We start from the raw sequence: 14,750 nt of genomic DNA, 5'->3' as shown, positions 1-14,750 counted from the left end.
AGCGATGTCAATCATAGAATTATTCCCTGCTTTTCTTCTCGTTTTTATTCGGATCACCGCTTTTTTTGTGACAGTACCACTTTTAGCGCATAGAACGATACCAGCTGTACACAGAGTTGGATTCTCACTGTTTTTGGCTGTCATCAGTTTTAGCACGATTAAAGAACCGCCAGCACTCGACATAGACGGTCTTTATATGATGCTTGCGGTGAAAGAAGCCATGGTCGGACTTCTTCTTGGGCTGATTGCATATATCATGTTGTCCGCTGTTCAAATTGCCGGCTCATTCATTGATTTTCAAATGGGTTTTGCGATCGCCAATGTTATTGATCCGCAAACAGGAGCGCAAACACCGCTGATGGGGCAGTTTTTTTATACGGTCACACTGCTATTGATGCTTGCAACGAATGCACATCACCTACTGCTTGATGGGATATTTTACAGCTTTCAATATATTGCAGTTGATCAGTACGCGCTGAATTTCGGCAGTGAATCCTTTGCTTCCTTTATCGCAAAGAGCTTCAACCAAATGTTCATCATTGCCTTTCAAATCTCGGCACCTGTTGTGGCAAGTTTGTTTTTAGTCGATTTGGCATTAGGGATTGTAGCACGTACGGTTCCGCAAATGAACGTATTCGTTGTCGGACTTCCTATTAAAATGGGTGTGAGTTTTATTATGATCATCATCTGTATGGGTGTCATCTTCGGAGTTGTCCAAAATACATTTGAAACGATTGTGCTCACCATGAGGAATTTCTTAGCATTGGTCGGTGGTTCGTCATGATGACAAGGCTTAGACTAGACTTGCAATTTTTCGCAGGTGAAAAAACAGAAAAAGCAACGCCAAAAAAGAGACAGGATTCACGAAAAAAAGGGCAGGTTGCCAAAAGTACCGACGTCAATACAGCCATCTCATTTCTATTAATCTTTTTATCATTCTTTTTTATTGGGCCTTTTATGAAAGAGCGTATTATTGCGCTCATTGAACGTTTTTATTCAACAACAATGCTAATGAAAGTTAGCACATCTAATATTCATCAACTATTCTTGGAGTTGCTTCAAGAAACAGCACTCCTCCTCATGCCGATTCTTGGTGTTGGTATGCTGGCAGGTATCATCAGTAACTATTTACAAGTCGGGCTTCTCTTTTCGACAGAAGTGATCAAACCGAAATTAGAAAAGCTCGATCCAATCAAAGGGTTTAAACGAATATACAGTATTCGAGCCCTCGTAGAGCTATTAAAATCCATTCTGAAAATTGGTTTTGTTGGTTTTGCGACATTTATTGCACTATGGACGCACTTTGACGAAATCCTGCGGCTCCCTCTACTAACAGCGGAGGAAACCCTGCATTTCGTCGCAAATATGACCTTGATTATGGGTCTATATGCAGCATGTGCTCTTCTGATCTTAGCATGGCTTGATTACATGTATCAGAAATTTGATTATGAAAAAAACTTACGGATGTCCAAGCAAGACATCAAAGATGAGTATAAAAAATCAGAGGGTGACCCGCTCATAAAATCAAAGATTAAACAGCGCCAGCGGGAAATGGCCATGAGACGGATGATGCAGGAAGTCCCAAAAGCGGACGTCATCATTACAAACCCAACTCACTACGCAATTGCCTTGAAATATGACGAAGAAAAGATGGATGCGCCCTTTGTTGTGGCAAAGGGAACAGATATTTTGGCTATGAAAATTAGAACGATTGCGAAAGAGCACGATATCATGACCATAGAAAACCGGCCGCTAGCTCGTGCGCTATATGATCAGGTCGATATCAATCAAGCGGTGCCAGAAGAATACTTTAAGGCCATCGCAGAAATTTTAGCTTACGTATATAAAACGAAACAAAAGATTTTATGAATTTTTGGTTTTAAAAGGAGAGAACAGGCATGTCAGCAAGAGATTTATCTGTTTTATTCAGTGTTATTTTAATTGTGGCGATGCTGGTCATACCGTTTCCGCCCATTCTATTAAGTATTTTAATCATTATTAATATTTCTCTTGCGCTTATCGTGCTTCTCACCACAATGAACATGCAAGAACCACTGCAATTTTCGATTTTTCCATCATTGCTTTTGCTCTTAACGCTGTTTCGCTTAGGGCTTAACATCTCTACAACACGTTCTATTTTATCAACTGGAGATGCTGGAAAGGTTGTAGAAACGTTTGGTTCATTTGTTGTTGGAGGAAATGTACTCGTTGGTCTGGTTGTCTTCCTTATCCTGATCATCATTCAGTTTGTTGTGATCACCAAAGGGGCTGAGCGTGTATCAGAGGTTGCTGCAAGATTTACACTTGATGCGATGCCAGGTAAACAGATGAGTATTGACGCAGATTTAAATGCAGGAATGCTGACAGAAAGTGAAGCAAGAAATCGCCGTGAAAAGGTATCGAGAGAGGCAGACTTTTATGGTGCGATGGATGGTGCAAGTAAGTTCGTCAAAGGGGATGCCATCGCAGGTATTATCATCGTCATTATCAATATTATTTTTGGAATCATTATTGGGATGCTTCAACAAGGAATGTCGATTCAAGAATCAGCTTCCCACTTTACGCTATTAACGGTAGGGGACGGGATTGTTTCACAAATTCCTGCACTCCTCATTTCAACAGCGACAGGGATTGTCGTCACGAGGGCTGCTTCTAACGGAAACCTTGGGTCTGACATTACTAGTCAGCTCTTTGCATTCCCGGCTATGCTTTACGTCACAGCAGGCACGATCTTCCTTCTTGGTTTGTTTACTCCGATTGGCGTACTTTTGACAGGACCGATCGCAGGTTTTCTTGCACTCGGGGCATACATGATGTCGAAAAACAAACAGGATCAAGAAGAAATTGAAGAGGTGCTGGAGGAACAAGCTGAGGTAGAAGAGATGAAAAGTCCAGAAAGCGTCATTCATCTCTTGCAAATGGATGCCATTGAATTTGAATTTGGCTATGGTCTGATTCCGCTCGCTGATGCCAATCAGGGCGGTGACCTGTTAGATCGAATTGTGATGATCCGAAGGCAGCTTGCTCTCGAACTAGGCCTTGTCATTCCAGTTGTCCGAATTCGAGACAACATTGCACTTAACCCAAATGAATACCGGTTGAAAATTAAAGGGAACGAAGTGGCAAAAGGTGAGCTGCTGCTTGATCACTACTTAGCGATGTCCCCAACGCCTGATGATGATCCGATTGAAGGAATTGAAACGATCGAACCATCCTTTGGCTTGCCGGCTAAATGGATATCAGAAGCAGAAAAAGATCAGGCTGAAATGCTTGGCTATACGGTTGTGGATCCGGCATCTGTTGTGTCTACTCACATCACAGAGAAGATTAGACAAAACACACACGAACTGCTCGGACGCCAAGAAACGAAGCAATTAATCGATCATCTTAAAGAAAGTTATCCTGTCTTAGTGGATGAGGTGACACCAAATCCGCTAGCAGTCGGTGATATCCAAAAGGTACTGGCAAAGCTGCTGAAAGAAAAGGTCTCTATTCGAAACCTTGTGACCATTTTTGAGACGCTTGCAGACTATGGAAAATTAACGACGGATACAGATTTGTTAACGGAATATGTTAGACAGGCGCTGGCAAGACAGATTACTGCACAGTATGCAAGAGAAAATGAATCATTGAAAGTTGTGACATGCTCAGGCCGAGTTGAAAAGGTAATTGCTGACAGCGTACAGCAGACAGAGCATGGCAACTACTTATCGTTAGATCCAGAATCCTCTGAAAGTGTGATTCAATCCGTGGCGAGAGAAATTGAACAGCTTTCGCTTCGCCAGGAAACGCCGGTTCTATTATGCTCACCTCCTATAAGAATGTACGTCAAGCAGCTGTTAGAAAGATATTTTCCAGAATTACCGGTACTATCATATAACGAACTAGAAGCAAATGTGGAAGTACAGAGCATCGGAGTGGTGGATATCTAATGAAAACGAAAAAAATCACAGCGAATTCTATGCAGGAGGCAACGATTCAAATTAGGCAGCAGCTTGGGAAAGATGCCGTCATTTTAAATTCTAAAACCGTTGTCAAACGAAAGCTGTTCGGTTTAAAAAAACAGCAAATGGTCGAAGTGATTGCGGTGCTGGATCAAGATTTTGAAGAAAGAGCTGGTAATGGACTAAACCCACCGGCTCCTATCCCGGTGTTACCGAAAAAGGAGCCGGTTCAAAAGCAGGCGCAAGAACCAGCCTTTGCTCCTGAGGCAGTCAAAGCCATTTCCCCTCATTCTCACCCTTTAGAATATACAAGGAACGAGCGGCATGCTGGCATTTTGCCTGATTCTCTTATGGCGGTCGATCAAAAGCTAAAGGATCAAGGTCTTGATGATGAGATTCGAGATGAGTGCTTAAAGGGTCTTTTAACGAAGGGTGCTGTCAAGGAAGATCAAATTAAAAAAGAACTTGAAAAACTGCTCACAGAGATGCTGCCAGCTCACACCTCTGATGAGCCGATGATTCGTTCGAAATATATTGTGCTGTTTGGTTCAACGGGCGCTGGCAAAACGACAACGATTGCAAAGCTGGCTGCCAAAACGGCTATTCAGCATCAAAAGAAAATCGCTTTTATTACAACGGATACGTACCGAATTGCAGCGATCGAACAACTGAAAACATATGCTGAATTGCTGAATGCGCCGCTTGAGGTTTGTTATTCAAGAGAGGATTTTGTGAAAGCGCAGCAGACCTTTAAAGATTATGATCATATTTTCATAGACACAGCAGGCCGTAACTTTAAAGAAGAAGCGTATATGAAAGAGCTGACAGACATTATTCCATTTGATGAAAGCATTCAAAGTTTCCTTGTCATGAGTGCAACGTCGAAGTATCAGGACATGAACGCCATGGTCAAACGTTTTGAACACGTTCCAGTCCATCAATTCATTTTTACGAAAGTAGATGAAACAGACACGATGGGAACGATCTTTCAAATCATTGCAGAATCTCAAATTGGGCTCGGCTTTTTAACAAATGGCCAAAATGTACCTGAGGATATTCTTGAGGGCTCTCCTCTTGAATTAACAAGGATGGTCTTACAATGATGAAGCCTGACCAAGCAGAAGGTCTAAGAAAACTTGTTCAGCAGAGTCAAACGATAACGCCGGCCCCTCTTAGCGTAAGCGGACTGGCAAAAACCATTGCAGTCATGAGCGGTAAAGGCGGGGTAGGTAAATCGAATTTGACGCTGAATATGGCACTGTCTGTCGCTAGTGCAGGCAAGCGAGTGTTAGTCATCGACCTTGATTTTGGCATGGGGAATATTGATATTTTATTAGGGAAAACATCGACTAGCTCTATATTAGATGTTCTCGTTAGGAAGAAATCCTTCCAAGCGGCTATGACAAAAGGAACTGACAATCTTTATTACATTTCTGGCGGAAGCGGACTTGAACAGCTGTTTTCTTTAGATAAAGAGCAATGGTCATTCTTTCTGGAGGAGATGGAGAGAATGATGCGTGATTTCGATTGTATATTCTTTGATATGGGTGCAGGCTTGTCAAAAGATCAACTGCCTTTTGTCTTATCGGCAGGAGAAGTGGTGGTCGTGACAACGCCAGAACCAACATCCATCATGGATGCCTACAGCGCGATTAAACACTTAGCCATTCATCAGTTTGGGCAGTCAGTGCAAATCATTGTTAACCGGTGTAAAACCCCGTCAGAAGGGTCTGAAACCTACCGGAAATTAGCAGGAGTGGTCACATCATTTCTACACAGAAAGCTTGTGTTTGCTGGGGCTGTACCTGATGATCCTGCGGTTCCTAAAGCAGTAGCGGAACAAATTCCATTTTATATCAAGCAGCCTCATTCAAGGCTGAGTAAAACAATTAAAATGCTTGCAGAAACACTTTATCATCAGCAGTTAAGAGAGGCACGGAGAGAGCAGCATACGTTTATAGATAAGTTGTCCTCTTTTTTTAAAAGGAGGAAGGTGGACTCATGATTAGAGTACTTGTAGTAGATGACTCGGCCTTTATGCGAAAGCTCATTAGTGATTTCCTAAGTGCCGAACAAGAAATTGAAGTCGTGGGAACGGCGCGAAATGGGGAAGATGCCTTAAAACGGATCAAGGAATTGAATCCAGATGTTGTCACACTAGATGTGGAAATGCCTGTTTTAAATGGAACAGAAGCATTAAAACAAATTCTGGCTGAACACGACCTTGCCGTGATTATGGTGTCAAGCCAGACAAAGCAAGGGAAGGATTTAACCATCCATTGCTTAGAGCTCGGTGCGTTTGACTTCGTGACAAAGCCTTCGGGAAGTATTTCGCTCGATTTACACAAAGTAAGAGGTCAAATTGTAGAGCGCGTACTTGCGGCAGGTCTGTCTAGGAAACGCACTGAGAAACAGGTTTCTCCTAAGCCAGTCATCAAGCCGCCAAGTCCAGTGGCTGTTCCCCGTCTGAAAGAAGTAAAAAGCGGCTCACTCCAAAAGATTATTTCAATCGGAACATCTACGGGAGGGCCAAGGGCGCTTCAACGAGTCGTCACGAAGCTGCCAAAGGACATAGAGGCGCCAATTTTGATTGTGCAGCATATGCCGGCAGGATTTACGGCATCACTTGCTACGAGGTTAGACCATTTATCACAAATTGCGATTAAAGAAGCACAAGATGGAGATATCGCTAAAAATGGAGTGGCTTACATAGCTCCTGGTGGAATGAATATGTCACTTCATGAACAAGGGGCGTCTTTAGTGATCAGGCTGTCCCCAGAAGATACTGACAGCCGGCACAAACCTTCTGTTAACTATTTATTTGAATCTATCAGCAACATAAAAGGTTACGAGAAAATTGCTGTCATTATGACAGGGATGGGTAGCGACGGCACAGAAGGTGTCAAAAAAATGGTCGCAAGCGGTCATACAAAAGTCATTGCAGAAAAAGAAGAATCATGTGTTGTTTTCGGAATGCCTAAATCAGTCATTAAAGCAGGCCTTGCACATGAAACAAGGCATGTGGATGACATCGCACATGCAATTATAAGCTCCATGAAAAAAGAGAGGGCGTGAACACGTTGGATGTAAACCAATACTTAGATATCTTTTTAGATGAAAGCAGAGAACACTTACAAGCTTGTAATGAAAAACTTCTCGAATTAGAAAAGAACCCAACCGACTTGCAGCTAGTGAATGATATTTTCAGAGCGGCTCATACATTGAAAGGCATGAGTGCAACGATGGGCTATGCTGATATGGCTCAACTGACGCATCACTTAGAAAACATGTTTGATGCCATCCGGAATGAACAAATGATTGTCACTCCTGAGTCAATGGATACGATGTTTGAAGCACTCGACCACCTTGAAGCAATGGTTCAATCGATTGCAGAAGGCGGAGACGGGAAACGTGATGTCACAGAGATTAGTAAAAAGCTAGACGTGACAGGAAGCCATGCGGAGGCAGCTTCTAGCGTTGAGACAGCTGATGCATCAGCTCCTGCCGCTAACGACTTAGACTATAATGAATTTGAACGAACAGTTCTTGATGAAGCGAGAGAACAAGGCTTTAAATGCTATGAGCTGACCGTGACATTAAGCGACGCATGCTTATTAAAAGCAGTTCGTGTCTATATGATTTTTGAAAGACTCAATGAAGCAGGCGAGGTCGTCAAAACGGTTCCGAATGCAGAACTTTTAGAATCAGAAGATTTCGAATCTGAATTCAGTATTTCTTATCTATCTAAACAGCCGATGGACGAAGTGAAGAAAATCGTGACGGCGATCTCAGAGGTTGAACATGTTGAGATCTCTGAAGTCTCCGCATTTGAAGAAACTGCCTCGGCTGAAAAACGAGAAGCAAAACCTGAACAGAAAAAAGAAGAAGTATCCGTGCCTGCTGCTAAAGCGCCAGCAAACGAAGGGCCAAAAGCAAATGGCAATAACGGTGCAGCTGCCGGCGGTACGAAAACAATTCGTGTCAACATCGATCGTCTAGATTCTCTTATGAATCTGTTTGAAGAACTTGTTATTGATAGAGGACGTTTAGAACAGATTGCAAAAGAGCTTGAAAACAACGAACTCACTGATACGGTCGAAAGAATGACACGTATATCAGGCGACCTGCAATCGATCATCCTGAACATGAGAATGGTACCTGTAGAAACTGTGTTTAACAGGTTCCCGCGTATGATTCGTCAATTGACGAAAGAGCTTAATAAGAAAATTGAACTCATCATTGAAGGCGCTGAGACAGAGCTTGATCGAACAGTGATCGATGAGATTGGAGATCCGCTCTTACACTTACTCAGAAACAGTCTAGATCACGGGATTGAATCGCCAGAAGAACGTGTGAAAAAAGGCAAGCCAGAAAAAGGAACCGTTCTATTAAAGGCTTATCATAGTGGAAACCACGTCTTCATTGAAGTAGAAGATGACGGTGGCGGGATTAACCGTAAAAAGGTGCTTGAAAAAGCACTAGAGCGCGGGGTTATTACAGAAAGAGAAGCGGAAACCATTGAAGATCATCAAATTGATTCATTGATCTTTGCAGCAGGATTCTCTACAGCTGATGAGATATCTGACATCTCAGGCCGCGGTGTAGGTCTTGACGTCGTGAAAAACAAGCTGGAATCATTAGGCGGTTCTGTAAGCATCAACTCAACAGAAGGCCAGGGCTCATTGTTCTCTATCCAGCTCCCGCTCACATTGTCAATTATTTCCGTTCTTCTTGTGAAACTGGAAGAGGAGACATTTGCGATTCCGATTTCTTCTATTATTGAAACGGCTGTGATTAAGAAAAGCGACATCCTTCAAACGCATGATCGTGAAGTGATTGATTTCCGCGGATTTATCGTACCGGTCGTGTACCTGAAGAAACAATTCCACGTACCAAATGCGAATGAATTAGAGGAAGAACTGCACATCATCGTTGTTCGTAAAGGAGACAAGCTGACAGCATTTGTGGTCGATTCATTCATTGGTCAGCAAGAGGTTGTATTGAAATCACTAGGAGATTACCTGCCAAACGTGTTTGCGATCTCAGGCGCAACAATCCTAGGTGACGGTCAGGTTGCACTCATCGTTGACTGTAATGCACTGATCAAGTAAAAAACAATAGAGGAGCGGTCTGAAATGAGTACAGATATCAAAACTGGCGAAAAGATGATTGTGTTTATCGTAAACAAAAAAGAATACGCCATTTCAGTATCAGAAGTAAAGTCCATTGAAAAATGGCAGCAGCCGACAAGAATTCCTGGCGTTGCCCCTTATATATGCGGCGTCATTAATCTGCGCGGTGTGGTGACACCTGTCATCGACCTTAGGGTTAGACTTGGATCAACTGACAACGAGATTACAGATGAAACTAGAATGATTATTGTGCAAGTTGGTGACATTGAAGTCGGCTGGGTTGTTGATGAAGCAAATGATGTCATTACAGTCCATCAGGAAGAAGTAGAATCTTCTCCTGATTCAGCTGAAAAAGAAGGACAATCATGGGTGATAGGTATCATTAAGCATGATCAGCGTCTATTTAATATCATTCATGCTGGTGCTGTCCTCGACAATAGCGTTCAAGATGCACCTGTTCATTAAGGGGGATGTGAAATGAACATTTTCAGTGAAATAAAAGATGAACAGTTAGATGTATTAAGAGAGGTAGGGAATATCGGAGCAGGCCATGCAGCGTCTGCTCTTGCCAACCTATTAAATCGCAAAATAGATATGGCTGTTCCTTTTGTCAAAGTTCTCTCGTTTGAAGATTTAATGGATTTCTTTGGCGGTGCAGATCTTCCAGTTGCAAGCATTTTCCTGCGAATGGAAGGAGATTTATCCGGCTCCATCTTTTTCATTATGCCGTTTGAGCAAGCAGAGCAATTTGTAAGAGAGCTTGTACAGGATCCAGCGTTTGATATTGATACCATTCATGAACACGTGCTAGGGACGTCAGCACTTCATGAGCTAGGAAATATTTTAGCAGGCTCTTATTTATCAGCCCTTGCCGATCTAACAAAATTGAAGCTTTACCCAAGTGTTCCAGATGTCACTCTCGATATGTTCGGTGCTGTCATTAGTGAAGGGTTAATGCAGTTCAGTCCTCTCGGCGATCAGGCAATTGTGATTGATACATCCATTTTTGATGATCAAAATAAGCAAGAGCTGAAAGGAAATATGTTTCTATTACCAGACTTTGAATCGTTTGACAAACTGTTCAAAGCATTAGGTAACCTATAATGAACGTGCAGATTCCGGCAGTTGTAAAGGTTGGTATAGCGGATGTTCAGCTTGTGAAAACACCGGACCGTATTCGGACATCCGGTCTTGGTTCTTGCGTAGGTCTTGTCCTGTTTGACCAAGAGAAAAAGCTGGCAGGTCTTGTCCATGTCATGCTTCCAGACTCATCCCTTGCAAAAGGGGCGGTGGAGAACTTGGCCAAATATGCAGATACAGGTGTCAAGCATACAATTGATCTGCTCCTAAAAGAAGGAGCGCGCAAACATGCGCTAAAGGCGAAACTTGCTGGTGGCGCGGAAATGTTTAAGTTTAAGTCAACCAATGATTTGATGAGAATTGGACCTAGAAACGTATCAGCTGTTAAAGAACATCTGTCTCTTCATCATATCCCGATCATTAGTGAGGACACGGGCGGGAATAATGGACGTACGATTGAATTCGATCCGCTTACGACGGAGCTTGAGATCCGCACTGTGAAGCATGGCATTATGAAGATATAACTAAGGAAGTATAGGGGGAGAAAGATGCAATCCTTAAATTACGAAGATCAGGCGCTATGGGCTAGATGGAAAGAGTGGAAGGACCCAGCTGCTGGAGATGATCTTATGCGCCGCTATATGCCGCTCGTCACATATCATGTTGGAAGAATTTCCATCGGTCTCCCGAAGTCAGTGCATAAAGAAGACTTGATCAGTCTAGGGATGCTCGGTTTATATGATGCCCTTGAAAAATTTGACCCCGGAAGAGATCTGAAGTTTGATACATATGCATCCTTCAGAATCCGCGGAGCCATCATCGACGGTCTTCGTAAAGAGGACTGGCTGCCTCGTACATCAAGAGAAAAAACAAAAAAAGTAGAAGCGGCTATTGAAAAACTTGAACAGCGTTATTTGCGAAATGTGACAGCGACAGAGGTTGCCGAGGAACTCGGCATGAGTGAACAGGATGTTGTCACAACGATGAATGAAGGTTTCTTTGCGAATTTGCTCTCAATCGACGAGAAGCTGCATGATCAAGAAGACGGAGAAAACGTCCAAGTCATGATTCGCGACGAGAAGTCTGTGACACCTGAGGAGAAAATGCTGAAAGATGAATTAATTGAACAGCTTGCTGAAAAGATTACAGAGCTTTCGGAAAAAGAAAAGCTTGTGATCAGTCTTTTCTATAAAGAAGAACTGACATTAACGGAAATCGGTCAAGTGCTCAATTTATCCACCTCGCGCATTTCACAAATTCATTCGAAGGCATTGTTCAAGCTTAAGCATCTGCTTGATAAAGCCATTCAATCTTAAAGAGTTAGTGAGTGAAAAAATATGTTATGGCTGATTAGCTTTATGCTTCATGCTGCACTTATTTATTTTGTGATCATTTTATACACGAGAATGAATTCGCTGAAGGCAACTGAACAAAAGCAGCGAGAGCTTTTAGAAGAAACGGAAAATACCCTGGCTGCATTTTTGATGGAAGTCAAAGAAGAGAATGACAAACTATCAAAAGCTGCAGCCGCTTCCCCTGATTTTTTTGCTGAAGAGCTGAAATCGGATCTTCAGACACCAAAGCAACCACAACCAACTGAATCCCAGCAATCGGTAGAAAGTGAAGATCCAGTACCAGAGCACCTGTCGGCTCTCCTTAGCGAGGTTGAGGTGCAGGAAGAGAAGGTAAACGAACCCGTTCCAAATCTTGAAACAGAAGCTCCTGAGCCTTCTGAAAATGAAATAGAAGAAACATTCCAAGATCAAGTGAAGGCCTTATATGATCAAGGGCGGTCACTAGAAGAAATAGCGAAAGAATTGAAAACTGGTAAGACAGAAATCGAGCTTTTATTAAAATTTAGCGGAAAGCTGTAAAGGATTCTTGATTGTCAGTCCATCATGTGTTATATTATTTCTTGGTGTTAAATACACACGCTTGATGATTCATATGAAGGTGCTGCGTGGCGCAGTTTTATGTGAACATGACTTAAGCGGAGGAAAAAAAACCATTATATTAGGAGGCAACAAAATGTCAGTTATTTCTATGAAGCAATTGCTAGAAGCTGGTGTTCACTTCGGTCACCAAACTCGCCGTTGGAACCCAAAAATGAAGCGTTACATCTTTACAGAGCGTAATGGTATCTACATCATCGATCTTCAAAAAACGGTGAAAAAAGTAGAGGAAGCTTACAACTTCACGAAAAACCTTGCTGCTGATGGAGGAAAAATCCTTTTCGTTGGTACGAAAAAACAAGCGCAAGATTCAGTGAAAGAAGAAGCAATCCGTTCTGGTATGTTCTATGTAAACCAACGCTGGCTTGGTGGAACGTTAACCAACTTTGAAACAATCCAAAAACGTATCAAGCGTTTGAAAGATATTGAAAAAATGCAAGAAAACGGTACTTTCGAAGTTCTTCCTAAGAAAGAAGTCGTTCAACTGAAAAAAGAATTAGAGCGTCTTGAAAAATTCTTAGGTGGAATCAAAGACATGAAGAGTCTTCCGGATGCACTTTTCATTATCGATCCTCGTAAAGAGCGTATTGCAGTTGCAGAAGCTCGTAAACTGAATATCCCAATCATCGGTATCGTTGACACAAACTGTGATCCAGACGAAATTGATGTTGTGATCCCTGCAAACGATGATGCAATCCGTGCTGTAAAACTTCTAACTGCTAAAATGGCAGATGCGATTCTTGAGTCTAAACAAGGCGAAGAAGAAGCTGTTGTAGAAGAAACGACAGAAACTGAAACAACAACTGCGTAACCTATTCAAAAGGTGATAAGAGGGAAATGCCTTTTATCACCTTTTTTTCACCTAGTAATCCGTGTTTTAACATAGAAGGAGGAAATGTAAAATGGCAATTACTGCTCAATTAGTTAAAGAACTGCGTCAAAAAACGGGTGCAGGTATGATGGACTGTAAAAAAGCGTTAACAGAAACTGATGGTGACATCGACAAAGCAATCGATCTTCTAAGAGAAAAAGGAATCGCAAAAGCTGCGAAAAAAGCAGACCGTATTGCGGCAGAAGGATTAACTCTTATCAAAACTGACGGCAACACAGGCGTTATCCTAGAAGTGAACTCTGAGACTGATTTCGTTGCGAAAAACGAAGGATTCCAAACACTTCTTAACGAACTTGCTGATCATTTACTTGCTGCTAAACCTGCAACAATTGAAGAAGCTCATGCTTCTAAAATGGAAAACGGTTCAACAGTTGAAGAGCATATCACATCTGCAATTGCGAAAATCGGAGAGAAAATCACTCTACGTCGTTTCTCTGTCATCACGAAAGAAGATAACGCAGCATTCGGTTCTTACTTGCACATGGGCGGACGCATCGGTGTATTAGCGGTTCTTAACGGAACAACTGATGAAGAGCTTGCAAGAGACATTGCAATGCACGTTGCTGCTGTAAATCCTAAATATATTTCTCGTGACCAAGTGTCAGAAGAAGAAGCAAACCGTGAGCGCGAAGTATTAACGCAGCAAGCACTTCAAGAAGGAAAGCCTGAAAACATCGTAGCTAAAATGGTAGAAGGCCGTCTAAACAAATTCTTCGAAGAAATTTGCTTACTTGACCAAGCGTTCGTTAAAAACCCAGATGAAAAAGTGAAACAAGTTGTAGGTGCGAAAAACGCAACTGTTCAAACTTATGTTCGCTACGAAGTGGGCGAAGGTATCGAAAAGCGTCAAGACAACTTTGCTGAAGAAGTGATGAGCCAAGTGAAAAAATAATGTTTGAAAAGCTCTCTGGGGCTTTTTTAGGGAGCACAAGCACTGTGTTCCCTATTTTTTAGAGGATATTGATTTACAAAAGGCGGTTTCTTACGCATAATAAGAGACGGTATAGTTTACACTTGGAGGTTATCATGAGCAAACCGAAATATAATCGCATTGTACTGAAGCTAAGTGGCGAAGCACTAGCAGGTGATGCTGGAAATGGAATTAACCCAACTGTCATTCAATCAATTGCAAAGCAAGTAAAAGAAATTGCAGAACTTGATGTTGAAGTTGCAGTCGTTGTAGGCGGAGGAAACCTTTGGCGCGGTAAGACAGGCAGTGACTTAGGAATGGACCGGGCAACAGCAGACTACATGGGCATGCTTGCAACAGTGATGAATTCACTGGCGTTACAGGACAGCCTAGAAACGCTTGGTATTCAGTCTAGAGTACAAACCTCTATCGAAATGAGACAGGTTGCAGAGCCATACATAAGAAGAAAAGCGATCCGTCATCTTGAGAAGAAACGTGTCGTGATTTTTGCTGCAGGTACTGGTAATCCTTATTTCTCTACAGATACAACTGCAGCACTTCGTGCAGCAGAAATTGAAGCAGATGTCATTTTAATGGCGAAAAATAATGTAGATGGTGTCTACAGTGCTGATCCTCGTACAGATGCGGATGCAGTAAAATATGATAAGCTTTCATATCTTGATGTACTAAAAGAAGGGCTTGCTGTAATGGATTCTACTGCGTCCTCATTATGTATGGACAATGACATTCCATTAATCGTATTCTCCATTATGGAAGAAGGAAATATTAAACGTGCCGTAAATGGCGAATCAATCGGAACGATCGTGAGGGGGAAATAAC

At 42.3% G+C, this 14,750-nt stretch carries 15 protein-coding genes; all 15 read left to right on the top strand.

Annotated features, from left to right (window positions below; genetic code table 11):
• The first annotated feature begins 4 nt into the window (after nucleotides 1–4).
• The 15 genes from fliR to pyrH all read left to right on the top strand — a co-directional run bounded on the left by fliR (nucleotide 5) and on the right by pyrH (nucleotide 14,749).
• Nucleotides 5–784 carry a flagellar biosynthetic protein FliR gene (fliR, locus tag R0K30_RS04030; RefSeq protein ID WP_410609302.1) on the top strand — a complete coding sequence of 260 codons (780 nt, stop codon included), beginning with the start codon at nucleotides 5–7 and terminating at the stop codon, nucleotides 782–784.
• On the top strand, nucleotides 781–1,869 hold the full coding sequence (flhB, locus tag R0K30_RS04025) for a flagellar biosynthesis protein FlhB (RefSeq protein WP_099725854.1): 1,089 nt from the start codon (nucleotides 781–783) through the stop codon (nucleotides 1,867–1,869). Before fliR ends, flhB begins: the two co-directional genes overlap by 4 nt.
• 29 nt (nucleotides 1,870–1,898) lie before the next feature.
• Nucleotides 1,899–3,932: a flagellar biosynthesis protein FlhA gene (gene flhA, locus R0K30_RS04020; protein WP_099725853.1), complete on the top strand. Its 2,034-nt coding sequence runs from the start codon at nucleotides 1,899–1,901 to the stop codon at nucleotides 3,930–3,932.
• The gene (flhF, locus tag R0K30_RS04015; RefSeq protein WP_410609299.1) at nucleotides 3,932–5,047 is read left to right on the top strand and encodes a flagellar biosynthesis GTPase FlhF; all 1,116 of its coding nucleotides are present in this window, start codon (nucleotides 3,932–3,934) and stop codon (nucleotides 5,045–5,047) included. The genes flhA and flhF overlap by 1 nt, the downstream gene beginning before the upstream one ends.
• A complete protein-coding gene (locus R0K30_RS04010) occupies nucleotides 5,044–5,949 on the top strand; it encodes a MinD/ParA family protein (protein ID WP_099725851.1) in 906 nt (301 codons plus the stop codon). The genes flhF and R0K30_RS04010 overlap by 4 nt, the downstream gene beginning before the upstream one ends.
• Complete coding sequence (locus R0K30_RS04005; RefSeq protein ID WP_230030154.1) at nucleotides 5,946–7,019, top strand: protein-glutamate methylesterase/protein-glutamine glutaminase; 1,074 nt, start codon at nucleotides 5,946–5,948, stop codon at nucleotides 7,017–7,019. Before R0K30_RS04010 ends, R0K30_RS04005 begins: the two co-directional genes overlap by 4 nt.
• A gap of 5 nt (nucleotides 7,020–7,024) precedes the next feature.
• On the top strand, nucleotides 7,025–9,055 hold the full coding sequence (locus tag R0K30_RS04000) for a chemotaxis protein CheA (protein WP_099725849.1): 2,031 nt from the start codon (nucleotides 7,025–7,027) through the stop codon (nucleotides 9,053–9,055).
• 24 nt (nucleotides 9,056–9,079) lie between these two features.
• Entirely contained in the window at nucleotides 9,080–9,541 is a 462-nt protein-coding gene (locus R0K30_RS03995) for a chemotaxis protein CheW (RefSeq protein WP_099725848.1), read from the top strand.
• A 12-nt stretch (nucleotides 9,542–9,553) separates the two neighbouring features.
• Nucleotides 9,554–10,180 carry a chemotaxis protein CheC gene (locus R0K30_RS03990; RefSeq protein ID WP_230030155.1) on the top strand — a complete coding sequence of 209 codons (627 nt, stop codon included), beginning with the start codon at nucleotides 9,554–9,556 and terminating at the stop codon, nucleotides 10,178–10,180.
• Nucleotides 10,180–10,680, top strand: a complete 501-nt coding sequence (locus tag R0K30_RS03985; protein ID WP_099725846.1) for a chemotaxis protein CheD — start codon at nucleotides 10,180–10,182, stop codon at nucleotides 10,678–10,680. The genes R0K30_RS03990 and R0K30_RS03985 overlap by 1 nt, the downstream gene beginning before the upstream one ends.
• Before the next feature lie 24 nt (nucleotides 10,681–10,704).
• Nucleotides 10,705–11,472 (top strand): FliA/WhiG family RNA polymerase sigma factor, encoded by a 768-nt coding sequence (locus R0K30_RS03980; RefSeq protein ID WP_099725845.1) that lies wholly within the window; start codon nucleotides 10,705–10,707, stop codon nucleotides 11,470–11,472.
• Nucleotides 11,473–11,493: 21 nt separating this feature from the next.
• On the top strand, nucleotides 11,494–12,030 hold the full coding sequence (locus R0K30_RS03975) for a Swarming motility protein SwrB (RefSeq protein ID WP_099725844.1): 537 nt from the start codon (nucleotides 11,494–11,496) through the stop codon (nucleotides 12,028–12,030).
• 154 nt (nucleotides 12,031–12,184) lie between these two features.
• Nucleotides 12,185–12,919: a 30S ribosomal protein S2 gene (gene rpsB, locus R0K30_RS03970; protein ID WP_024426991.1), complete on the top strand. Its 735-nt coding sequence runs from the start codon at nucleotides 12,185–12,187 to the stop codon at nucleotides 12,917–12,919.
• 91 nt (nucleotides 12,920–13,010) lie between these two features.
• Nucleotides 13,011–13,892, top strand: a complete 882-nt coding sequence (tsf, locus tag R0K30_RS03965; RefSeq protein WP_008354465.1) for a translation elongation factor Ts — start codon at nucleotides 13,011–13,013, stop codon at nucleotides 13,890–13,892.
• 134 nt (nucleotides 13,893–14,026) lie between these two features.
• Nucleotides 14,027–14,749, top strand: coding sequence for a UMP kinase (gene pyrH, locus R0K30_RS03960; protein ID WP_008344767.1), 723 nt, complete (start codon nucleotides 14,027–14,029; stop codon nucleotides 14,747–14,749).
• The last annotated feature ends 1 nt before the right edge of the window (nucleotide 14,750 follow it).

The organism is Bacillus sp. SIMBA_154 (assembly GCF_046536015.1).
In the GTDB taxonomy this organism is placed as follows: Bacteria; Bacillota; Bacilli; order Bacillales; family Bacillaceae; genus Bacillus; species Bacillus pumilus_P.
The sequence above is the reverse complement of the archived record's forward strand: the minus strand, read 5'-3'. Positions and strand labels throughout refer to the sequence as shown.